Origin of the sequence: Photobacterium sp. BZF1 (genome assembly GCF_014349205.1) — a bacterium.
Taxonomy (GTDB): Bacteria; Pseudomonadota; Gammaproteobacteria; order Enterobacterales; family Vibrionaceae; genus Photobacterium.
This window is the reverse complement of sequence record NZ_JACSOF010000034.1, coordinates 1-20,938: the sequence shown is the minus strand read 5'-3', so window position 1 is coordinate 20,938 and position 20,938 is coordinate 1. Positions and strand designations below refer to the sequence as shown.

The 20,938-nt window shown below is 42.8% G+C and carries 22 protein-coding genes; 14 read left to right on the top strand and 8 right to left on the bottom strand.

The features are described 5' to 3' along the window. Window positions 1–60 precede the first annotated feature (60 nt). Genes BIZ37_RS09680 through BIZ37_RS09660 form a run of 5 tightly spaced genes read left to right on the top strand, consistent with a single transcriptional unit; the run spans window position 61 to window position 5,730 of the window. Window positions 61–1,308: an AAA family ATPase gene (locus tag BIZ37_RS09680; protein WP_187461325.1), complete on the top strand. Its 1,248-nt coding sequence runs from the start codon at window positions 61–63 to the stop codon at window positions 1,306–1,308. Between the two features lie 2 nt (window positions 1,309–1,310). Then, the gene (locus tag BIZ37_RS09675; protein ID WP_187461324.1) at window positions 1,311–2,702 is read left to right on the top strand and encodes a CpaF family protein; all 1,392 of its coding nucleotides are present in this window, start codon (window positions 1,311–1,313) and stop codon (window positions 2,700–2,702) included. After that, window positions 2,702–3,670: a type II secretion system F family protein gene (locus tag BIZ37_RS09670; protein ID WP_187461323.1), complete on the top strand. Its 969-nt coding sequence runs from the start codon at window positions 2,702–2,704 to the stop codon at window positions 3,668–3,670. The genes BIZ37_RS09675 and BIZ37_RS09670 overlap by 1 nt, the downstream gene beginning before the upstream one ends. A gap of 1 nt (window position 3,671) precedes the next feature. Beyond that, a complete protein-coding gene (locus tag BIZ37_RS09665) occupies window positions 3,672–4,631 on the top strand; it encodes a type II secretion system F family protein (RefSeq protein ID WP_187461322.1) in 960 nt (319 codons plus the stop codon). Between the two features lie 19 nt (window positions 4,632–4,650). Then, on the top strand, window positions 4,651–5,730 hold the full coding sequence (locus tag BIZ37_RS09660) for a lipopolysaccharide assembly protein LapB (RefSeq protein ID WP_255526722.1): 1,080 nt from the start codon (window positions 4,651–4,653) through the stop codon (window positions 5,728–5,730). A gap of 40 nt (window positions 5,731–5,770) precedes the next feature. Here the strand turns inward: BIZ37_RS09660 and BIZ37_RS09655 are convergent, their stop codons facing one another. Together BIZ37_RS09655 and aroG are read right to left on the bottom strand one after the other, a co-directional pair. After that, entirely contained in the window at window positions 5,771–7,156 is a 1,386-nt protein-coding gene (locus tag BIZ37_RS09655) for an O-antigen ligase (protein ID WP_187461320.1), read from the bottom strand. Window positions 7,157–7,293: 137 nt separating this feature from the next. Beyond that, window positions 7,294–8,346: a 3-deoxy-7-phosphoheptulonate synthase AroG gene (gene aroG / locus BIZ37_RS09650; RefSeq protein ID WP_187461319.1), complete on the bottom strand. Its 1,053-nt coding sequence runs from the start codon at window positions 8,344–8,346 to the stop codon at window positions 7,294–7,296. Between the two features lie 289 nt (window positions 8,347–8,635). On the opposite strand from aroG, the gene BIZ37_RS09645 reads away from it, so the two are divergent. From BIZ37_RS09645 to BIZ37_RS09630, 4 genes are all read left to right on the top strand, one after another. Continuing rightward, a complete protein-coding gene (locus BIZ37_RS09645) occupies window positions 8,636–9,373 on the top strand; it encodes an amino acid ABC transporter ATP-binding protein (protein ID WP_187461318.1) in 738 nt (245 codons plus the stop codon). An 11-nt stretch (window positions 9,374–9,384) separates the two neighbouring features. Further along, the gene (locus BIZ37_RS09640; protein ID WP_187461317.1) at window positions 9,385–10,215 is read left to right on the top strand and encodes an amino acid ABC transporter permease; all 831 of its coding nucleotides are present in this window, start codon (window positions 9,385–9,387) and stop codon (window positions 10,213–10,215) included. A 114-nt stretch (window positions 10,216–10,329) separates the two neighbouring features. Further along, window positions 10,330–11,094 carry a transporter substrate-binding domain-containing protein gene (locus tag BIZ37_RS09635; protein ID WP_370577328.1) on the top strand — a complete coding sequence of 255 codons (765 nt, stop codon included), beginning with the start codon at window positions 10,330–10,332 and terminating at the stop codon, window positions 11,092–11,094. 27 nt (window positions 11,095–11,121) lie between these two features. After that, window positions 11,122–12,015, top strand: a complete 894-nt coding sequence (locus tag BIZ37_RS09630; RefSeq protein ID WP_187461354.1) for an amino acid ABC transporter permease — start codon at window positions 11,122–11,124, stop codon at window positions 12,013–12,015. Between the two features lie 42 nt (window positions 12,016–12,057). Here the strand turns inward: BIZ37_RS09630 and BIZ37_RS09625 are convergent, their stop codons facing one another. From BIZ37_RS09625 to cobU, 4 genes are all read right to left on the bottom strand, one after another. Further along, the gene (locus tag BIZ37_RS09625; protein ID WP_187461315.1) at window positions 12,058–12,591 is read right to left on the bottom strand and encodes a GNAT family N-acetyltransferase; all 534 of its coding nucleotides are present in this window, start codon (window positions 12,589–12,591) and stop codon (window positions 12,058–12,060) included. 66 nt (window positions 12,592–12,657) lie between these two features. Then, complete coding sequence (locus tag BIZ37_RS09620; RefSeq protein WP_187461314.1) at window positions 12,658–14,145, bottom strand: cobyric acid synthase; 1,488 nt, start codon at window positions 14,143–14,145, stop codon at window positions 12,658–12,660. A gap of 10 nt (window positions 14,146–14,155) precedes the next feature. Further along, window positions 14,156–14,779 (bottom strand): histidine phosphatase family protein, encoded by a 624-nt coding sequence (locus BIZ37_RS09615; protein ID WP_187461313.1) that lies wholly within the window; start codon window positions 14,777–14,779, stop codon window positions 14,156–14,158. Next, on the bottom strand, window positions 14,780–15,301 hold the full coding sequence (cobU, locus tag BIZ37_RS09610; RefSeq protein ID WP_187461312.1) for a bifunctional adenosylcobinamide kinase/adenosylcobinamide-phosphate guanylyltransferase: 522 nt from the start codon (window positions 15,299–15,301) through the stop codon (window positions 14,780–14,782). 172 nt (window positions 15,302–15,473) lie between these two features. On the opposite strand from cobU, the gene BIZ37_RS09605 reads away from it, so the two are divergent. From BIZ37_RS09605 to BIZ37_RS09595, 3 genes are all read left to right on the top strand, one after another. Further along, window positions 15,474–16,310: a CPBP family intramembrane glutamic endopeptidase gene (locus BIZ37_RS09605; RefSeq protein ID WP_187461311.1), complete on the top strand. Its 837-nt coding sequence runs from the start codon at window positions 15,474–15,476 to the stop codon at window positions 16,308–16,310. Between the two features lie 105 nt (window positions 16,311–16,415). Further along, window positions 16,416–16,787: a NirD/YgiW/YdeI family stress tolerance protein gene (locus BIZ37_RS09600; RefSeq protein ID WP_187461353.1), complete on the top strand. Its 372-nt coding sequence runs from the start codon at window positions 16,416–16,418 to the stop codon at window positions 16,785–16,787. Window positions 16,788–17,057: 270 nt separating this feature from the next. Beyond that, on the top strand, window positions 17,058–17,861 hold the full coding sequence (locus BIZ37_RS09595) for an alpha/beta fold hydrolase (protein WP_187461310.1): 804 nt from the start codon (window positions 17,058–17,060) through the stop codon (window positions 17,859–17,861). A 79-nt stretch (window positions 17,862–17,940) separates the two neighbouring features. Here the strand turns inward: BIZ37_RS09595 and BIZ37_RS09590 are convergent, their stop codons facing one another. Next, window positions 17,941–19,122 (bottom strand): amino acid aminotransferase, encoded by a 1,182-nt coding sequence (locus BIZ37_RS09590; protein WP_187461309.1) that lies wholly within the window; start codon window positions 19,120–19,122, stop codon window positions 17,941–17,943. A 278-nt stretch (window positions 19,123–19,400) separates the two neighbouring features. Here BIZ37_RS09590 and BIZ37_RS09585 point away from each other — a divergent pair, with 278 nt between their 5' ends. Together BIZ37_RS09585 and BIZ37_RS09580 are read left to right on the top strand one after the other, a co-directional pair. After that, window positions 19,401–19,712, top strand: coding sequence for a DUF3081 family protein (locus BIZ37_RS09585; RefSeq protein ID WP_187461352.1), 312 nt, complete (start codon window positions 19,401–19,403; stop codon window positions 19,710–19,712). A gap of 271 nt (window positions 19,713–19,983) precedes the next feature. After that, window positions 19,984–20,154 (top strand): hypothetical protein, encoded by a 171-nt coding sequence (locus BIZ37_RS09580; protein WP_187461308.1) that lies wholly within the window; start codon window positions 19,984–19,986, stop codon window positions 20,152–20,154. Between the two features lie 73 nt (window positions 20,155–20,227). On the opposite strand, the gene BIZ37_RS09575 is transcribed toward BIZ37_RS09580, so the two are convergent. Beyond that, on the bottom strand, window positions 20,228–20,644 hold the full coding sequence (locus tag BIZ37_RS09575) for a VOC family protein (RefSeq protein WP_237156837.1): 417 nt from the start codon (window positions 20,642–20,644) through the stop codon (window positions 20,228–20,230). Window positions 20,645–20,938: the final 294 nt, after the last annotated feature.

Here is a 20,938-nt window from a genome sequence, read left to right as displayed (position 1 = left end):
CAATCTAGATTGCTTAGCCTTCAAGTGACTAAGGATAGATTTAATTATTAGGTAAGCGCTATGAATAATACATCTGAAAAGACGGTTCAACCCTTAAATAATGATAGCCGGGTATCAACAAAAAAATTACCCCTTTCAACAACCCTTTATGGTTGGGTTATCAGTAATGATGAGGATTTTGAACAGCCACTAATGGAGTACTTAAGCCAGTGGCCTAACGCAAAATTCACCGCTATTACCGAACTAGAGTACAAAATCGCCTTCAACAACCTTAAGCAGTTCCCTTCTCCAGACATTATCATTGCAGACAGTAATCTAAACTGGGAAAAGCTGTCAAAAGATGTTGTGGAGAACTTCTCCGCTGATTTACCTATTATCCTGATTAGTCATCAATCTGATGCAACGCTGTTAAGAAAAGCAATAAGAAACAACATCAAAGATGTACTCACCATCCCATTTGATGAAAGTGAAATCGATAGTATTTTAGATGAATGCGCCAAATCAAAAAGGATTCGAAGGGGACAGGGAAAGCTCAGCGTCTTCATCAATGCTAAAGGTGGTATGGGTGCTTCAATTATCACCACAACGATTGCTCATATGATGGCACTTGACAATCTCACTACTTGCCTTGTTGACACAGATGCGCAATTTGGCAGTATTTCTAACCTGCTGTCAACTCCTCCCAAGTACATTCTTAGCGATGCTTTATCTCAAGTAGAAACACTTGATGAATATGCCTTAAATGGTATGTTAACAAAACATTCGTCAGGATTAAGGTTTATTACATCCCGCTCTGAGCATGTTTTTGATAATATCAATGAAGTTCAACCTAAACTGTTTTCTGATTTCATCGCCCAAGCTAAAAATAATTTTAATCATGTTATTGTGGATATGTCTCGGGGTATGGAAAATAGTACTTTACCAGCCATTTCAGAAGCGAATTATATTTTTATCGTTGTCCAGCAAAATATTCCATCAATCAGGGAAGCGTCATCATTAATCAAGCGAATCAAGCACCTATTTGGTAACAGTGATCAACAGATCAAAGTAATTGTTAACCGCTTCTCCAAAAATGTAGACATATCTCAATCTGATATTATCAAATCACTACGTGTTGAAGATATCATTGTGATTCCTAATGACTATCAATCGGTAAGTTCATCCACCAACCTCGGTGAACTACTCGCGACAAACTTTGAAAACAAACCAATCACAAAGTCTTTACGTAATGTTTCAAACATTATCTATGAAAAAGAGATAAATCACATAACTGGCTTCAAAAAGCTATTAGCTTATTTTAGGAGGTAGCTATGTTTTTAAAGAAAAATAAGCCAGAGAAATCAAAAACAGCTAGCTCTTTACAGAAGCCTCTTCAGGTTCATTCTAAAGAACTGACTCCATTCGAAGCAGTTATTAACCCCCTTTCTAATCAAGAAGTTAGAGTGAAAGATGAGGTCATGGATGATATTTTTAAAGCCCTTGACTTATCACTTTTAGAATCTCTTGATTTGGCAGAAGGGCGAAAACAAATTTCTGATATGGTAAGTTTATTATTACTCGAAAAAGAGGTCCCACTCAGTGCGGAAAGCCGCCTTCGAGTGATTGACGAAATTTGTGACGAAATACTCGGCTTGGGGCCGATTGAGCCACTACTAAAAGACCCAAGTATCTCAGATATTCTTATCAATTCAAGCAAACAAATATATATCGAGCGAAAAGGAAAGTTAGAGGCGATTAGCTCTTCTTTTCGTGATGATAGGCACCTACTCAATGTTATCGACCGCATTGTCTCGCAGGTAGGCCGCCGGATAGATGAAAGCTCTCCCATGGTTGATGCAAGACTCAAAGACGGTTCGCGAATCAATGCGATAATTCCCCCTCTCGCTATTGATGGTCCGTCCCTTTCCATAAGACGCTTTGCTGTTGAAAAACTCAATATTGAACAGTTACTTGATTACGGCAGTTTAAATCAACCTATGGCCCATTTTCTCCAAGCTATTGTTAAAGGCAGGCAGAACATTTTAATTTCTGGAGGAACGGGGTCAGGAAAGACAACAACGCTCAATATCTGCTCTTGTTTTATTCCGGAAAATGAACGAATCATAACCATAGAAGATTCAGCGGAATTGCAACTTCAACAACCTCATGTAGTTCGTTTGGAAACCCGCCCTGCAAACATTGAAGGAAAAGGGGCAATTACACAGCGTGAACTGGTAATAAATTCCCTCCGGATGAGACCAGACCGTATCGTTGTTGGTGAGGTTCGTGGCTCAGAGGCTGTTGATATGCTGGCAGCGATGAATACTGGTCATGATGGCTCTATGACGACAATTCACGCCAACACTCCACGGGATGCATTAGGTCGAATTGAAAATATGTTCGCGATGGCTGGTTGGAATATGCCCATAAAGAATGTACGTTCACAAATCGCTTCTGCCATTAATATCGTAGTTCAATTGCGACGTATGGAAGATGGTAAACGTCGAATTACGAGCATTGTTGAAATAAATGCAATGGAAGGAGATGTCATCACCATGACAGAGTTATTTTGCTTCCAACGAAAAGGCATTGATGAGCAGGGAAATGTACTTGGTGATTATATCGCAACCGGGAACATCCCTTCTTTCATGGAAGCGTTCAAATTTATGGGTATCGATCTACCCTACTGCTACTTCAATGACTCGGCCATGGAGGACTTCTAATGGATCGGAACCTTCAACTTTATTTAATTATTCTTTTCATTGCCGTAGTGGTTATCTCACAAACCATATTGATCAGCACAACAGGCAATAGAGCGAAGCGTTCTCGTTTAATGCGCGCAAAACTCAAAAACATTGAAGAGCAAGGTACAAGCAACCAGTCTTTGTTGCGTATTAACTATCTTGAAGAACTTTCACCCACGGAGCGCTGGCTAGAAAACAACGCGTTTGGTGAGTACATGAGTGAAAAACTGGCACATGCTGGCTTGGAATGGAAGGCATATAAAACGACATTATGGTTGTTGTCAGCTTGTCTACTGAGCTTGATTGGCTCTCTACTTTTTTTTAACAACATAATGATAGCATTTATCGTCCCTGCCTTACTCATTGTTACTTTTACCCTATTCCTACGTCATAAAGCCGAAAAAAGAATGCAGCTGTTTGAAGCGCAGTTCATCGAAGCTATTGATGTTATGAAGAGAGCCCTGTTGGTGGGTTACCCCTTCACAGAAGTTATGAAGACTGTAAGCCAAGAAATGGCTCCTCCTATTTCGACAGAATTTGGCAAGACATTCATGGAGCTAAATTATGGGGCGGATCTACGTACTGCATTGAATAATTTGGCACAAAGAAACCCTTCAGTCAGCGTATTAGCCTTTAACAGTGCGGTAATCATCCAAAAAGAAACTGGAGGCAATCTAGCTGAAACATTAGATAAGATCTCTAATGTACTTCGAGGCCGGTTCCGCTTTCTTCGTAAAGTTAAAACTCTTTCTGCTGAGGGAAGGATGTCAGCTTGGGTACTTATGCTGGTACCGTTTGTCCTTTTTTTAGTCTTATATACCTCAAACCCTGAGTATTTAACCCCTTTATTTACAACTGAGAAAGGGATAAACATGCTGCAATTCACCGGTATATCTATGATAGCTGGTTTAATTTGGATTAGAAAACTGCTGCGAATTGAGGTATAGCATGGATTATTTAATCTCATTAACCTCTAGCTTTATTGAAGAAACGCAATCAAAGTGGATTATTCTAATATTAATTTTTTCCATAACAGTTTTACTGACGGTGTCCGTTTCTATTTTAGTCACAAATAGTATTACACCGGTCAAAAAAAAGTTGAAAAACATATCAATCCCAAATGAAAATTTTCATTCTGCTTCTGAATCTAAAAAGCTTGATAAGACATTGGAATCAATTGATAAATACGTAAAACCGAGTTCGGTGAAAGAACAAGCAAAAACACGAACATCATTGATGCATGCTGGTTTTGAAAAAGAGAGAGCATTAACCACTTTTTATGCAATAAAAGCAGTTCTCGCTATTACTGTCGGATTCATTTGCATAATTTGTTCTCAATTTTATCCTGAAGCAACAACCTTGAAAATCATCACTTATAGCTTACTTGCTGTTGGGTCAGCAAGTTTGTTACCAAACTTTGTCCTAAAATCAATGGCTAATAAACGTATCAAATCTATGCGGAGTGCTTTTCCTGATGCTTTAGACTTATTAGTCGTGTCAACAGAAGCAGGATTAGGCTTTCAAGCTGCTCTTCAGCGTGTTGCTTCAGAAATTGAACCATTATCCAAAGAACTAAGCCACGAACTTCAATTGGTATGTCAGAAATCAAATGTCGGTATTCCTATGCCTGACACACTCAATCAATTTATTGTCCGAACAGGACTAAGTGAATTACAAGGATTGGTCAGTGTAATTTCACAATCTGTAAAACTCGGTTCGAGTCTTGGGGATACTCTGCGTGAATACGCTAAAGAATTTCGTGACAGAAGAATGCAAAAAGCCGAAGAAGAAGCAGCCAAAATCGGTACAAAGATGATATTTCCATTAGTGGTCTGTATATGGCCAAGCTTTTTTGTTGTCGCTGTTGGACCAGCGGCATTAATCTTTATCAAACTGTTTGCTGCTTAATCTAAACATGGAAGGCATTATGAAGATTCTACGACTGCTAACATATCTAACTTTATCATTAGCCGTTACTCTAGCAGGCTGTTCATCTAGCAAAAATTCTACAAATTCAAATAACGTTGAATTCAACCACGAATTATATGATGGCAAGCCAACCCTTGGACTAACGGGGGAGTTTCCACCTGAGACCCCTGAAGAAGCTATTCTGCGCGGTGATAATGCTTACATGGCCAATGATCCTGACTTGGCCTTATACGAGTACATTCGAGCAGTCAGTTTCCCATCGCAGAGTAAAGCCGATCAGGCTTTTTACAAAATTGGATATATCCATCACCAACGTAAAAACTACTCTTTAGCCAAGCTTGCTTATGCTCGTGCTGCGCTAATTAAACCCAGCAGTATTCAATATACCGCATCGGTTGGTGTCACTTCACTCCAGCTCGGTGAACATGAAAATGCCAAGAAGCAGCTTCTCAAAGCGGTTACCATGGATCAAGAACGTCAAGGCGCACAATGGGATCCTGAAAAAGACATGCTATCCCAACCTCTAAAAATGGACGGACGGTCGCCATTTGAAGCCTATATCGCATTGGGTATTTTGGCTGATCTAGAAGCCGAGCATCATAATGCACAGCAGATATACCTAACCGCACTCGATGCTAACAACCGCTCAGAAAAGGCACTGACTAACCTAGGTTACTCCTACTATCTCGACGGAAAAGTTGAACAGGCTGAAATGATCAACCGTCGCACTACAACCCTCTACCCCAACAATCAGCGTGCCTGGTCAAATTTAGGCCTGACCTATATTAAGATGAAGCGTTACGAAGATGCCCTTGATGCGTTGTCAAAAGTAATGGCCCGAGAAAAGGCCCTTAATGATATTGGCTATTTTGCAATGTTAGAGGGTGATTATGAAAGTGCTGTTGAATACCTAAATCGAGCGATTAACACCAGTCCAACTTTTTATGCAAAAGCCCATGAGAATCTACAACGCGCGCAAAAGTTACAAATTACAGCCCCGCCTGTAAAACTATCGAATGACAGGAGAGAAAATCAATCACAAGCAACGGTATTTGCAATCACCGACACCACGCATTAAGTCGCAACTAGCAGGGCTAATTATTAGCCCTGTTTCGTTGTCATTCACAGTTAGAACCTAGCCAAAACTCTGGTTTGTGCACTTCGGAACTCCACTGCTCCATAACCCTAGTATTATTTAAATAATAACTATATCTATCAACAGATTTCATCGTTAAAAATATAATAGCAACCAGTGAAAAAACAACTAAGGTATACTCGAATATCTTGTATTTTCTCATGCCTTTGTTGTCTTGAAATGAAGTCCAATATAGAGATAAGAAAAGAATAAACAATATCTGGCTTAAAGGCATTGTGAGTACACCAGAGACTAAACTGTAAGTAAGACCGGCAATGAGTGTCAAAGCAAGTACTCTTTGTACTCTTGATTTAGTAACAATCACATTATAAATTAATTGACAGCCACATACTAAGAAGGTTATTAATGCAGGCCATCCCCAATCAACTAATATTTGTAAAACTGAGTTGTGTGGATGACCAAACCTAGGTGTTCCTTCTGCTTCTGCTACACAAACAAAATACCCCCCTCCATTTCCCCATAAACTTACCAAGCCTAATGTATCTTTCCACAGTTGAAGTCTTCCAGACGTACCTGTTCTTATTGAGCCTAAGTCTAAGCTTTCGCCAAGAAACAGCCATGCTGGAAAAGGGTCTAAAAATATTAATTTAATTAAGTACCCGGCAATAAATGAATAAAACAAGACTTTAAGAATTTCAATCCGCCATTTTTTATCTATAATCGCCCATAGTAATATAGTTAACAAAAGAGCAAGTGATACCCCCCTTGCATCAGTCGCAATAATTGCACTGACAGTTAATATTAAAGCAAAAAAGTAAAATATCGAACTCCGGTTACGTATACTGCTTAGAATAACTAGGTATAACGTAGGGATAACTAACCATACTTGTACTTGGTTTAAAAATCGAGGGTTTACAAAGCTGAATATTGTATGGAGATTTGTGTCTAAGTTGTAATACAGTCGCAACAAAAAAAACAATGAAACAGAAGAAAAAAGAAGAACTAACAATACTGCAGATAATTGAAACAGTTTGTACCTGTCAGTCTCTACATTCCCCTTCAAAAAACAGCACAGCAGCATCATACCAACAAGGTAAGAAAAATTAGAATAATAGTAAATAGTATTACTTTGTAGTGTGGATACTGTTGTACTAATAATAAACATCAACAAAAGAAATTTATTAAAACCAGAAAGCTGTACTAATGAGTTAACAATCTCACTTCTATTCTCCTTGGAAATTAAAATAAAAACCAATGATAATATAATAACACCCAATACATAGAATCTTTTGGAGTCATATAATAATTGAGCTTCATCCCGCATAATATAAATATTAAAACTAAATAAGATTAACCCCATCACTAAAACAAAAATGACAATGTTGTGATAACTCTTATTATCTACCATGCTTCTTCCTTGAAACGACGATACTACTGTTAATTATATACAACAGAATCAGAATGTTACGGCATACCTCTCATTTAACTAAAAAAGCCAGTGGGATACCCCACTGGCTTTCATTTGACTATCAATGTGTACTAGTTTTACTTCGCTCGGCGCTTCTTCACATCTTCCGCAAGCTGACGTAGCACTTTTTCTGTATCACCAAAGCCGATACAAGCATCTGTAATACTCTGGCCGTAAGTCGGCTCTTGGCCATCTACGATATCCTGGCGACCTTCTACAAGGTGGCTTTCGATCATTACACCGAAGATGGATTTGTTGCCATCTGCAATCTGGCTACCTACATCTTCCGAAACCAGCATTTGGCGCTGGAACTGCTTGAGGCTGTTAGCGTGGCTGAAATCGATCATTACTTTCTGGCGCAGGCCTGCTTTTTCAAGCTGACCAGTAATAGAGTCAACATGTTCTTTGCTGTAGTTTGGCTCTTTACCGCCACGCAGGATGATGTGGCAATCTTCATTACCGGCTGTTGATACAATCGCAGAGTGGCCATACTTGGTCACAGATAGGAAATGGTGCGGTGCACTTGCTGAACCAATCGCATCCGTTGCAATCTTGATATTGCCATCAGTACCATTTTTGAAGCCGACAGGGCAAGATAGGCCTGAAGCCAGTTCACGGTGCACTTGTGATTCAGTAGTACGTGCGCCAATCGCACCCCAGCTGATCAAATCACCCATGTACTGTGGTGTGATCATATCTAGGAACTCACCAGCTGTCGGTACGCCCATATCAGTTAGGTCAAGCAGGAGCTTACGGCCCATACGAAGACCATCGTTTAGTTTGAAGCTGTTATCCATGTATGGGTCATTGATTAGACCCTTCCAGCCAACAGTGGTACGTGGTTTTTCAAAGTAAACACGCATAACGACTTCTAGCTCGCCTTTTAACTCTTCACGCAGCACTTTTAGCTTCTCGCCGTACTCTAAAGCCGCTTTGGTATCGTGAATGGAGCATGGGCCAACAATCACTAGTAGGCGATCATCTTCATCGTTAAGAATTTTGTGAATTGACTGACGAGCTTGATATACCGTTTCAGACGCATTTTCAGTTGCTGGGAAACGCTCCAGTACCGCGACAGGAGGGAGAAGTTCTTTAATTTCGCTAATGCGAACATCATCGGTCTTATGCATTGTTACTTCCTAATTTACGCATGTGTCAGCTGTAAACTTAATATTACAGACTTCGTTGACAGTATCTTTCAAATCCAATTGACATTAACTTATCTTCCTTTTATGAGCAGTGCAAACGCTAATTGGCCAATTCGGTGATTTTTTTTCAGATCGGTGGCTTATTAAACAACATGATGCGTAATCAATAGAATTTCACATTTATCTCCGTTTTATCTCTTCATATCTTTGAATTCCTCGTTACAAAGCAATAGCATAGTCATATAAATACTATCTCTTTGGAGCGGTCTGGATGACCAAAGAAACTGTAATTTCGTTTCAAAACATCAATAAGTGGTATGGAGATTTCCAGGCACTCAAGAATATCAACCTAGACATTCAGCGAGGTGAAAAGCTCGTCGTCTGTGGTCCATCAGGTTCAGGAAAATCAACCTTGATCCGGTGTATTAACGGCCTTGAACAGTTCAATGAAGGTCAATTGGAGGTGGCTGGCAAACCGCTTGATGCACAACACCTCAAACACATCCGTGGTCAAGTGGGTATGGTGTTTCAGCACTTCAACCTATTCCCCCATATGACTGTGCTGGAAAACCTGACCCTAGCTCCTCGTCGCACCCGAAAGCTTGGTAAGCAAGAAGCCGATAAATTAGCAATGGATTACCTTAGCCGTGTTCATATTGCCCATCAGGCCGATAAATATCCTTCACAACTGTCAGGTGGACAACAACAGCGTGTAGCTATTGCCCGCTCACTTTGTATGAAGCCGGATATCCTGCTTTTTGATGAGCCAACCTCCGCGCTGGACCCTGAAATGATCCGTGAGGTCCTCGATGTCATGACAGAACTTGCCGACGAGGGTATGACTATGATCTGTGTGACCCATGAGATGGGATTTGCTAGGAAGGTCGCCGATCGTGTGGTCTTTATGGACGAAGGTGAAATTGTTGAGATTGCCCCTCCCTCTCAGCTATTTGATTCTCCACAACACCCAAGAACCCAAGTGTTCTTGGAACAAATCCTGAGTTATTAAGGATAATGACTATGGTTCAGAAAGTGGTTAGGTCATCACCGGTACTGAAAACGTTGGGCCGTATTTCCAAACCTTTTTTCTCAGGGTTATTACAGGTTAGTCTCGTCGCCATTTTCATACTCTGGTTACTTGAGACCGGTGCAGATGCGATGAACTACCGCTGGCAATGGTATCGAATACCTCAGTACTTATGGTTTGTTGAGGATGGAGAGTGGTTTCCAGCAGAGCTACTAGAAGGCTTGAGGGTAACGCTTGAAATTTCAGCCGTTAGCTTGTTGTTCACCTTGGTTATAGGTTTGGCTACCGCCCTACTTCGACTCTCTGATTCGATTGTGGGTCGAACTGTTGCGAGAGGTTATATCGAGCTTATTCGTAATACGCCTTTACTGGTACAAATTTACCTACTGTATTTTGTCTTTGGCCCTGTACTTGGTTTGGAGAGATTTACCACCGCCGTATTGGCGCTATCTCTATTCCAAGGCGCTTACACAGCTGAGATTTTCAGGGCAGGCCTAACCAGTATTGAGCGTGGACAGTTTGAAGCCAGCGACAGTCTTGGGCTGTCAAAATTAGACAGCTATCGTTTTGTCATTTTGCCTCAAGTCATTAAACGCATTTTACCCCCACTGACAAACGAAGGCGTTTCATTAGTAAAAAACTCATCAATCGTTAGTGTGATGGCGATTTTTGATTTAACTACAGAAGGTAGGAATATCGTTGCCGATACCGCTATGCCCTTTGAGGTATGGTTTACCGTGGCCGGTATCTACCTCATTGTCACCCTTACGCTATCGGGATTTGCCGCTTGGTTAGCACATAGGCTGAATACCCCGTCACATTAACAGAACTATAAATTGCACTATGTATAAACAGTCACTCATGAAAAACGTTTGGATTAGGAGAAAGGAAGCATGAAACGATTACTCTCAGCACTGTTAGCCGTTATCGCGCTAACGATGGCCTCTGTCTCGACAGCTGCCGATAAAAGTGCACTGGTTGAAATCAAAGAGCGTGGAACCCTTCGCGTTGGTTTATCAACATTCGTCCCCTGGGCGATGAGGGATAAACAAGGTGAATTAGTTGGCTTTGAAGTCGATGTGGCTCGCCGCTTGGCTAAAGATGCAGGGTTAAAAGTTGAGTTTATCCCGACGGCTTGGGACGGTATCATCCCTGCGCTACTAGCCGGTAAATTTGATGTCATTATCGGTGGTTTGTCTATTACACCGGAGCGTAATATGAGCGTGTTGTTTACAAGCCCATATGCTCACTCTGGGGTACAACTTGCTGCTCATAAGGAGCTATCTGCAGATAAAACAAGTTATGAAGACTATAACAAGCGCAGTGTGACTTTAGCTGTCCGTCGTGGTGCTTTCACGGTACAAACCGCTAAAAAATACTTCCCGAAAGCAAAACTGCGCCAATTCGATGATGAAGCCCAGGCATTTCAGGAAGTCCTAAATGGTAATGCCCATGCCGCTTTGGCCTCATCTCCGAAACCAGAACACATGGCTATCCAATACAGTGACAAGCTATACATCCCATTCGAAGAGCGCCTGAGCCGCGGCTCTGAAGCCTTTGCAATCCGCCATGGTGAATTTGATCTACTTAACTTCTTCAACAACTGGATTTTGCTTCGAACTGAAGATGGCTGGTTAAAAGAGCGCCATGACTACTGGTTCACTACCCTAGACTGGGAAGACCAGATCGCAGAAGGACAATAAGTGTTGTCACGAACAAAGATACGAAACATGCCGGGAACGACTTTCCCGGCCTTTTTCAAACTGAATAAACTAGATGTTTTACTTCTTGGTGTTATCGCCGCAACTGTTGGTTGGCTGTGGTACCGTTCATCTGCCGGAATTCATTATCAGTGGAACTGGGAGAGAGCATTTAGCTTGATCATGACACCAGGTCGGGATGGTGAGCTACCCTATTTTGTCCAGGGTCTCCTCGCAACATTACGCCTTAGCCTATGGGGGATAGTGTTTGCTGGCGTGCTCGGCTTGTTACTCGGTTTAGCTCGCCGATCAACATGGTTTTTCTTGCGGTTACCCGCACAAGCCTATATCCAATTGGTACGAAACATTCCACCATTGGTTTTTGTCTTTATTTTTTATTTCTTTATCTCCAGCCAACTCATTCCTGTTTTAGGCCTAGAGGCTCTGCTTCGCAATACGCCTACTGAAATCAGCCTTTGGCAGTCTGTTCTATTTGGCCCGGCAAAATTGTGGGAAAATTTGTTTTCAGGGATCTTGTGTGTTGGTCTGATTGCTGCAGCTTATATCGCCGAGATTGTCCGCTCTGGTATCGACGCTATAGCAAAAGGACAATGGGAAGCGGCTGACTCGCTTGGCTTATCAAAACTAGACCGATTCCGTTTTGTTATCTTCCCTCAGGCTTTAAGCGGCATTGTGCCACCGCTAGCGGGTCAATTTATTTCTTTGGTGAAAGACTCGTCCATTATTTCACTGATATCGATCCAAGAACTCACTTTTGTGGGTAGTGAAATCGCCAACTCTTCAGGTTTGATCTTTGAGATTTGGCTACTGGTAGGCGCTGGATACCTCGTTCTTTGCTTTGGCCTGTCCGTCCTGTTTAGCCACTTGGAAAGGCACTCACAGAAGCACCACCAAGCCCGATAGTGCTTCTGATTCGTAAATTGAACATTCAAAAAAGGGAGCCGATTAAGGCTCCCTCTTTATTTGAAAGACACTGAGCTTGCGGTTATGAAGCTCTCTGTCGCCAATGTGTTCCATCCCTATTTTTTTCATAACCTGACGTGCAGACATATTTCGGACGCATGTAAATCCGATTATGCTGTGAAAGCCCGCTTCCCGAAAACCGTATTCAAGGATCGCTTTACCGATCTCAGTCGCATAACCTTGATGCCAATGATCTTCACAGATCACCCATTCAATTTCTGCTGTCGATTCGTTATCACCATAAGGATGCAACCCTACTCGGCCAATCAAGGTATTGCAATCAGACAGTATAAGCGGGCAGTTAAAGTAACCACGGTGACCTTCATTTACAGGTGGCTCAATATGGTACTTCCGTAATTCACGTCTCGCCTTTTCTTCAGACCAAGGTTCTTCTTCCGTGAAGGTATGAACTGATTGATTGGACATTATCCGGTATAAACCAGCAAGATCGTCTTCATCCCATGGTCTGGTATAAAGACGTTGAGTTTTAATACTCGGCGAAACATCTAATATCATATTCATCCCTCTTATCTCAGAGCCCAGTCGCTTATCGACTAGGCTCAGTGGTTAACAAAAGGAGAATCAAACTCCATTCTTGTCAAACAGTTCAGACCATTCTGGCCATAACTTTTCCAAATCCATGTGCTCTTCAAGCATATCGGCAACACGATCAATACCTTGCTCTCTGATCACATCAAAATCCGGTGTGCAGGTTGCTGTCAGTCCCGCCCAATTCAAAATGGCATCGCAAGCTTCTTGTTGCTCGAAGATACCATGCAGATATGTACCAAACACCTGATTATCTACGCCGAACTTGCCATCGAGATTGTCAGTCAACTGAACCGGTGCATCTTCACCAATCCCTTCGGTCACTCCAGCATGGATTTCATAACCTCTAACCGGCACACTTCGCTGATCAGGCATTGTGAGGCTTCCCGCTACTTGCTTGAGCTGCTTATGAGGTGCTAATACCGTTGATACGGGTAAGTACCCTAATCCACGACTCGTCCCGGGTTCACCCTCGATACCATCAAGATCGGCTATGGCCTCACCCAACATCTGATAACCACCACAGATACCCATAACCTTTCCGCCTAAACGAAGGTGACGGGCAATTTGCTGGTCCCACCCTTGCTCCCGAAGGTAGTCCAGATCACTACGAACACTTTTGTTCCCTGGAATAATGATAAGATCAGATGGCGGAATTTGCTGCCCTTTACCTATAAATTGTAGATTTACTTGGGGATGCATGCGCAGGGGATCAAAGTCTGTATGGTTACTTACACGTGTTAGCACCGGCACAGAGACTCTTAATTGTTCACCATCGGCAGCGACTTGCTGAACATCAATGGCATCTTCTGCCTCTAGCATTAGACCATGGAGATACGGCAATACCCCCAGCACAGGCTTTCCGGTTTTCTGCTCTAGCCATTCCAAGCCAGATTCCAATAACTTGATATCACCTCGGAAACGGTTGATGACAAAGCCTTTAACCCTTGCCTGCTCACTTTCTGATAATAAGGCTAAGGTGCCATATAAATGAGCAAAAACACCGCCGCGATCTATATCAGCAACGATAATCACAGGCACGTCTGCTTCTTCAGCAAACCCCATATTCGCAACGTCATTTTCACGCAGGTTGATTTCAGCCGGACTTCCAGCTCCTTCGATGATGACAGTTTGGTATTCCTGTTGAAGGATATCGAAAGACTCCATAATTGGACCTATCACGACTTTCTTGTAGTTGTGATAACCAACTGCATCCATGTCTGCGAGAGCTTTACCCTGAACGATGACCTGGGCGCCTATATCTGTATTGGGTTTCAACAGTACCGGGTTCATGTGTACAGTCGGCTCAACTCTGCTTGCCTGCGCTTGAACCGCTTGCGCCCGCCCTATTTCACCACCATCTTTAGTGACGGCACTATTCAAGGCCATATTCTGCGATTTGAATGGGACGACTTTAATATTCTTACGTGCTAATACACGGCACAACCCTGCAGCCAAAACACTTTTGCCAGCGTCAGAAGTTGTACCTTGAACCATCAAGGCTTTCGTTGTTGATTGCATTTGTTCTCGCTTAATACTGCTGTTCGGTCGGCCACTGGATCTGGGGCCAGTGCAAACCTTTATCATCTGTGGTTACTGTGACGCGGTAACGTGCCGCATAAGGTAAGTCGATTCGATGGAGATAACTGGTTGATTCAGGCATCTCCAACAGAATTCGCATTAGTTGTTTCATCACCCCGGCATGAGTCACCAATAAGATGTTTTGCCCTAAAAAGTTATCCAAGAGATGTTGCCATGCTTGCTGAATACGCAGATCAAAATCTTTAAGCGCCTCACCACCGTGAGGAGTCGATAACCAAGGGTTTTGCCAATACTGTTCTAATGATGCGCCATGTTGCTGCCATAGGCTATCATGACTCTGTCCATCCCATTCGCCAAAATCCATTTCTTTCCAATGTGCAAAGTGCTGGCAAGGCAAAGAAAACTTCTGCGAAAACATATATGCGAAATCACTGCAACGTAACAATGGAGAGGTGATGATCTGCTCAATATCATTCAGCCCTTTTACGGCAGTGTGCATCTGGATAAGCCCAGCTTCAGTAATGGGAAAATCAGTATGACCCCGCAAGCAGCCATGGCCTTCAGGTAAACCGTGTCTCAAAATATCAATTCGAGTTTTCACACACTGTGTCATTTATGTCCCCTTCAAGTACTGAGGTATTCCGGCTGTCACAAAAGTCACTCTCTCAACCTGTTTTGCTATCGACTGATGCAACCAACCGCTCTCATCAACAAAACGTCTGGACATCTCGCCAATCGGCACTATCCCCTGCCCGACTTCGTTACTGACGAGGATTACATCTCCCGGAGCTTGCTCCAGTGCTGAAAGTAAATCGTCTTTATGCTGCTGCCATTCAATGGCGTGATCCTTGTTGAACAGGCAATTGGTCAACCATAACGTCAAACAATCCACCAGCAAGCAGTTATTGGGTAAAGAGTGCTGTTTAATTGCCTCTGCGAGGGCTAAAGGCTCCTCGACAACAAGCCAGTTGTTTGGCCGATCCTTGCGATGCCGCTCTATCCTTTCCGCCATTTCATCGTCACCAGCCGTTGCTGTCGCAATGTAGACAACCTCTTTACCACCCGCTAGGGCTAACGACTCAGCATAACTACTTTTACCTGAACGCGCGCCGCCCAAAACCAGTTCAGTTGTCATTGATTCACCTTTGATTGTACCAGCAAGAGATTCATGGCGATTATTCCTTCTGCTTCCATATTCAATTTACCGCCAAAGACCGCCCATTCTCGTTATTATCGCAATGAAAATACTGCTTTTTTTCGATAAAATTAGATTCATTATTATATCGCTCAACACCACATACAATACTATGTTTCATGTTAATGACCTATGGCCAGACGGCCTTGTGTGGCTACTTCTTGCCAGTACAGTACTGTCACTATTTTTCATACCAAGAATTTGGCCAGTTTTACTCGGTACAACCGGGTTGGTTGCCTTATTTCTGGATCGCATCTCACCCATTGCCCTAGTCTTCATCTTGTTTGGCCTGGCTATTGCGAAAATTAGCCAAGGCCAAAAAGGGCTGTATAAAATACTCTGCCATATATTGGTGGTCATCTGGGGCGTTTGCCTCGCCCTGCACCTGATTCCGGGTTTCTACAACCTATTGGTACTTGAGAAAACCCTCACCGGTTCAGATAGCATTCCATTTACTATGTATTTGAATTTGGATAAGCCCCTTATCGCATTTGGGCTACTGCTACTTGCACCGGCAATGCTGTGGCAAAAGGCCTATGCAAATCGCCAACAACTAGCCATTATCTTTGGGTTATTTATCACCTTGCCGTTCATTGCCTGGGGAGTTGGCATTGTTCAACCTGAGTTCTCTTTGCCAAACTGGATATGGGTATTTGTCATCAACAACCTTGTGTTCACCTGCGTCGCCGAAGAGTTTTTATTTCGCGGTTATATCCAACGGGGTTTATGCCAACGCTTTTCGCCAACTGTAGGCATTACCGTTGCCAGCCTACTTTTTGGCATGGCACACTTCGCGGGAGGCGCATTGTTCATTTTTGTCGCTACACTTGCTGGCCTACTATACGGCCTCACGTACTTCTGGACCGGAAAACTGGCTTTTGCGGTTTTAATCCATTTTGCCTTCAACTTGGTTCATCTTGTGTTCTTCACCTACCCAATGAGCCATTAATTCTAAAAAAATGCTTTTATGAACCATTTCTGAATAGGCGCCTCATCATTAATTCAGAACCCGTGTTGTTTAATAGAACCATCAACACAAGGAGACCGAATTATGATTAAGAAAACTGTTATCGCCATTGCTACAGCCGCTATCATTCTAACAACTGCTGCCCTTGCTGGTGAGCACGGCAAAAATGAAAGCACGTTGAATTATTCCGGCCCGGTAGAAACAGTTACTGTTGCTGACCTGCTGCAAGATACAAGTATGTTTACCGAAAAGCAGGCGATTGTCGAAGGCCAGCTAATCAAGCAGATTAATGCCGATACCTTTATTTTCAGCGATGGCACCAAGGAAATCCAAGTCGAAATAGATGACGACATCAATATGCCAGCGGCAATCAATGCAACAACAAGGCTCCGTCTGTACGGTGAGTATGAAGGCGGCAACACCCCTGAAATCGAAGTCGATCGACTGCAATTGCTATAACCTTTAGCGCTTCGGCTCTACAACACATAATTATTCGGCATAACCAAAGGTTATGCCGTTTTTTGCTATTTGTCGTACAAGGGTTCAGCATCCCTCATCAAAAAATGAGACATACCTCACAAACTGAGTGTTCCATTATTTATCATTAACTTCACTATCAATAAGTTAAATTCCAACTAAGACTTATGTTTACAAAGCATCACACATCGGAGCTAAGTCTTAGGGGGCACCGTGTTATAATGGCCGCAGAAAACCCAAATGAGTCGATACATGTCAGATACTTTGTTGTTTCATAAAACTTACCTACACCCAACCAGCAAGGACTGGGTGGTATTTGTTCATGGTGCGGGTGGCAGCTCTTCCATCTGGTTCAAGCAAATCAAAGCTTACAAGCAGCACTTCAACCTATTGCTCCTTGACCTGAGGGGGCACGGCCGCTCAAACAACATGTTCCAGGACATGATAAAGAATCCTTACACGTTCAAGTCTGTCACCACAGATATCGTGCAGGTGTTAAATCACTTGAAAATCCAGTCAGCCCACTTTGTTGGTATTTCCCTTGGAACCATCATCATTCGCAACCTTGCAGAGCTAGCACCAGAAAGAGTAAAAACTATGGTGCTTGGGGGTGCAGTAACCCGTTTGAATACCCGTTCTCAAGTACTGGTGACAGCAGGCAATATGTGTAAGCACTTCATTCCTTACATGTGGCTGTATAAGCTGTTTGCCTATATCGTGATGCCGCAAAAGACCCAGAAAGAATCTCGGCTGATGTTCGTCAATGATGCGAAAAAGTTATGCCAGAATGAGTTCAAACGCTGGTTCAAGCTCGCTGCCGATGTGAACCCGATAATGAAGTATTTCAAGGAGAAGGAACTGCCAATCCCGACCCTATACTTAATGGGTGGGAACGATTATATGTTCATCAAGCCAGTTAAAGAGATGGTTAACAAGCATGAGCACAGCTACTTGACCGAATTTGAAGACTGCGGCCATGTTTGTAATGTGGAACGTCCCGATGAGTTCAATCACCACTCTATCGAGTTTATCCAACGTCATACTCTTGCCGCTTAATGTTAAATTACCTTACGGTGTCAAACATATAAAAAAATGGCCAGTCATCGACTGGCCATTTTTAGTTGGATAACAGATATCAGCCAGAAACCGATACCAAAGCTTTGGCCAAGTAGCCAAGATGCTGCTCTTGCAGACCAGCAATATTGATACGCCCATCCCCTACTGCATAAATCGCGTAGTCATCACGCAGACGAGCGATCTGCTCAGGTGATAGCCCAGTCACAGAGAACATGCCTTTATGCTGCTGGATAAAATCAAATTGGCTTGAACCCAACGCCTGAACTTCGCCCACCAAGCCAGCTCGCAGCGAGAGAAGGCGCTGCTGCATTTCATTAAGCTCTTGCTTCCAAGTTTGGGTCAGTGACTTATCGTTCAAAATTGTCGATACGAGTGCTGCACCATGATCTGGCGGCATAGTGTAAGTAGAGCGGGCAAGATTCAGGATACGTCCCTTGGCCTTCTGTGCTTCTTGCAGGGTATCCCCTATCAAAATAGCAGCCCCGGTTCGTTCACGATATAAGCCGAAATTCTTCGAGCAAGACGTAGCGATAACCATCTCTCCGATGTTATCCGCCATATGCTGCAAGCCTGCAGCATCTTGTTCCAGCCCATCACCAAAGCCTTGATAAGCGATATCAACAAACGGCAAGAAACCGTTTTTGTTTGCCAAGGCCGTTATTGCTTGCCAGTCAGAAAATGAAATATCTGCACCCGTTGGGTTATGGCAGCAGCCATGGAGCAAAACCACATCTTTAGGGCCGGCTTTTGCCAGCTCAGACAACATAGCTTCACTATTTACTTGTTTGGTCGCTGTATCAAAATATGGGTAATAGCGCACCTTCAATCCAGCAGCCTCCATCACGGGCTTATGGTTGACATAGCTTGGGTTGGAAATCCAAACCGTTGTCTCAGGCTCGGCAAGATGAATAAGATCAGCCAACATCCTCAAGGCTCCACTAGCCCCTGGCGTTTGCACTGCTGCTGCGCGTGGTTTAGCCGATGTACCTGTCAGCAATAGGTCCATCATCGACTGATTGAAATCTTCGTTTCCGGCAAGGCCAACATACGCTTTGGTTTTCTGACTCGCCTGTACTTGCTGCTGCGCCAATTGTACCGCTTGCATAATCGGGGTCTCACCCTGACTATTGCGGTAAACACCAATACCTAGATCTACTTTTTCTTCTCGGGGATCTTCACGATAAGCAATGGAAAGTGAAAGAATAGGATCAAGTTGCGCTTCGGCAAGTTGCTTAAACATGATTAAAATTCCGTTTAGTTGTCGTTCATACCTTCAAGCTACCACTTCATTTGGGTTCCGTCATCATGAATTTGCAACAATTTCATTTTCTTTAAAATTCAATAATGTGAAGCTTGGCAGTGCGTATTATTGATCTAGGTTAAACCTTGATCGGGTTATGTGGCAGACTGCCTGCAAACACCTAAATTTAAGGTAGGAAAACTTCGTTTTGTATACTTAACCATGCTTGATATGGATCCTGCATGAACATGCAACTTTGGTACATGATGGAGGCCAACATGAAAAACAGAGTCGATGTACGCACCCTACTCAATGTCTATGAGAAAATAAAAAGCCAGGGTCACACCATTGAATTTGGTACCCAGCTAGAAGATATCAAGTGTACGGAATCCCCTGATGGTTATTCTGTCAGTTTGGCTGACGATAAAGTCAGCTTGGATATCAACTTTCATAACACCTATCACTTCCATACCATGAATGAAGATCCTGAGTCAGTCATCAACCAGACCACTACCGAGTTCCATAACAATAACGAAGTTCAGATTCAGGAATTTATGCATAAATTGGAAGAGATCGATAAGAATTACTGAGCGTCACAACTATTCATCTCAACGCGCAATTTCCATCTTACTGAAATTGCGCAGCTTTTTAGTGCCACCAACGCCAGTTCTGACAAAGCCCTGACAATCCCATGACAGATGACTAACATCCGCTTTCTAATATAGCTTTGTTGATTCCAACAATGTTCAATAAACGAGCAAATTTGTTCAGAGTTTATTCATGTAAGCAGCGGTATGCTTTACAGGAATTAATGGTTTCAACAGCGTCTAATTGGCAAGCGATCTTGATGGGAATGATGTCATGCAACTACAACAGTTAAAGAACAATCAAGCTGATACTGTACTTCTTGCTCTGGATGAGTGCTACCGTCGACTAGAAAAGGCTGAGATCTCAGCAAAAGACCTAACACAAGCAGGTTTTACCTTGATGTTTAAGTCGGCTTACGAATCTCTAGCGCGTCAGAAACACTGACCTGTCGACATAAAGAATTAAAAAAGCTCAAGTTTTTCAACTTGAGCTTTAATGTATCTAGCAAACCACTGGTTTAGAAGTCCCAGTCACGATTCTGCAGCACTATTCGATAACCATCGAGATCTTCAAACGTCTTACCGACCTGTTCCCAGTATGGGTTACTTGACTCAACGACCGAGAAACCGGCGTCTATCATTTTTCTGCAAGCCCTTTCCCAAGCTTGGCTGCAATCTACATAGAAGACCAACAGATGTTCTTGACTAGGTGCACCTCCGACCTCAGAACCGATTTTGTGCACAAACTCGATATGATATGGGTGATGCTTATGTCCCAAAACGACACCATCAAAACCATCATAATCCTCAAATTGCTTAAGCAAATCAAAACCGAGTGCCTCTCGGTACATGGCTGAAATTTGGGATACATTATCTGTAGGTCTGACCACTCTTAATGTCGAATCTTGCGGTATCATATTGAAATTAAACTCCATTTATTTTGTTACCTGAGTAGTGTATTCCTCAGACAAATCTTATTCAACATAGTTAATAGCAACTTCGTACATTCCTTGATACCTGTCACAGAGTAAAGCTATCTCTTTTGCACAATTAATGCTTTACGCTTCATTCCTAGTATTTTCATGCCGTTTAGGTAATAAAAAAGTGGCACCAAGGCCACTTTTTAGGTTTAATGCCGATCGTTTAAGGCACTTGAACGATCCTAATATTGCGTAATAATCCCTACCAGCTTTTGTTGGCAGGGATTTTTTATATGTTGGTTAATGAGT

What these genes read in the sequence shown, in the direction of transcription:
- BIZ37_RS09680 (WP_187461325.1), top strand. Translation starts at nt 61, where the DNA reads ATGAATAATACATCTGAAAAGACGGTTCAACCCTTAAATAATGATAGC.
- BIZ37_RS09675 (WP_187461324.1), top strand. Translation starts at nt 1,311, where the DNA reads ATGTTTTTAAAGAAAAATAAGCCAGAGAAATCAAAAACAGCTAGCTCT.
- BIZ37_RS09670 (WP_187461323.1), top strand. Translation starts at nt 2,702, where the DNA reads ATGGATCGGAACCTTCAACTTTATTTAATTATTCTTTTCATTGCCGTA.
- BIZ37_RS09665 (WP_187461322.1), top strand. Translation starts at nt 3,672, where the DNA reads ATGGATTATTTAATCTCATTAACCTCTAGCTTTATTGAAGAAACGCAA.
- BIZ37_RS09660 (WP_255526722.1), top strand. Translation starts at nt 4,651, where the DNA reads ATGAAGATTCTACGACTGCTAACATATCTAACTTTATCATTAGCCGTT.
- BIZ37_RS09655 (WP_187461320.1), bottom strand. Translation starts at nt 7,156, where the DNA reads ATGGTAGATAATAAGAGTTATCACAACATTGTCATTTTTGTTTTAGTG.
- aroG (WP_187461319.1), bottom strand. Translation starts at nt 8,346, where the DNA reads ATGCATAAGACCGATGATGTTCGCATTAGCGAAATTAAAGAACTTCTC.
- BIZ37_RS09645 (WP_187461318.1), top strand. Translation starts at nt 8,636, where the DNA reads ATGACCAAAGAAACTGTAATTTCGTTTCAAAACATCAATAAGTGGTAT.
- BIZ37_RS09640 (WP_187461317.1), top strand. Translation starts at nt 9,385, where the DNA reads ATGGTTCAGAAAGTGGTTAGGTCATCACCGGTACTGAAAACGTTGGGC.
- BIZ37_RS09635 (WP_370577328.1), top strand. Translation starts at nt 10,330, where the DNA reads ATGGCCTCTGTCTCGACAGCTGCCGATAAAAGTGCACTGGTTGAAATC.
- BIZ37_RS09630 (WP_187461354.1), top strand. Translation starts at nt 11,122, where the DNA reads ATGCCGGGAACGACTTTCCCGGCCTTTTTCAAACTGAATAAACTAGAT.
- BIZ37_RS09625 (WP_187461315.1), bottom strand. Translation starts at nt 12,591, where the DNA reads ATGATATTAGATGTTTCGCCGAGTATTAAAACTCAACGTCTTTATACC.
- BIZ37_RS09620 (WP_187461314.1), bottom strand. Translation starts at nt 14,145, where the DNA reads ATGCAATCAACAACGAAAGCCTTGATGGTTCAAGGTACAACTTCTGAC.
- BIZ37_RS09615 (WP_187461313.1), bottom strand. Translation starts at nt 14,779, where the DNA reads ATGACACAGTGTGTGAAAACTCGAATTGATATTTTGAGACACGGTTTA.
- cobU (WP_187461312.1), bottom strand. Translation starts at nt 15,301, where the DNA reads ATGACAACTGAACTGGTTTTGGGCGGCGCGCGTTCAGGTAAAAGTAGT.
- BIZ37_RS09605 (WP_187461311.1), top strand. Translation starts at nt 15,474, where the DNA reads ATGTTTCATGTTAATGACCTATGGCCAGACGGCCTTGTGTGGCTACTT.
- BIZ37_RS09595 (WP_187461310.1), top strand. Translation starts at nt 17,058, where the DNA reads ATGTCAGATACTTTGTTGTTTCATAAAACTTACCTACACCCAACCAGC.
- BIZ37_RS09590 (WP_187461309.1), bottom strand. Translation starts at nt 19,122, where the DNA reads ATGTTTAAGCAACTTGCCGAAGCGCAACTTGATCCTATTCTTTCACTT.
- BIZ37_RS09585 (WP_187461352.1), top strand. Translation starts at nt 19,401, where the DNA reads ATGAAAAACAGAGTCGATGTACGCACCCTACTCAATGTCTATGAGAAA.
- BIZ37_RS09580 (WP_187461308.1), top strand. Translation starts at nt 19,984, where the DNA reads ATGCAACTACAACAGTTAAAGAACAATCAAGCTGATACTGTACTTCTT.
- BIZ37_RS09575 (WP_237156837.1), bottom strand. Translation starts at nt 20,644, where the DNA reads ATGGAGTTTAATTTCAATATGATACCGCAAGATTCGACATTAAGAGTG.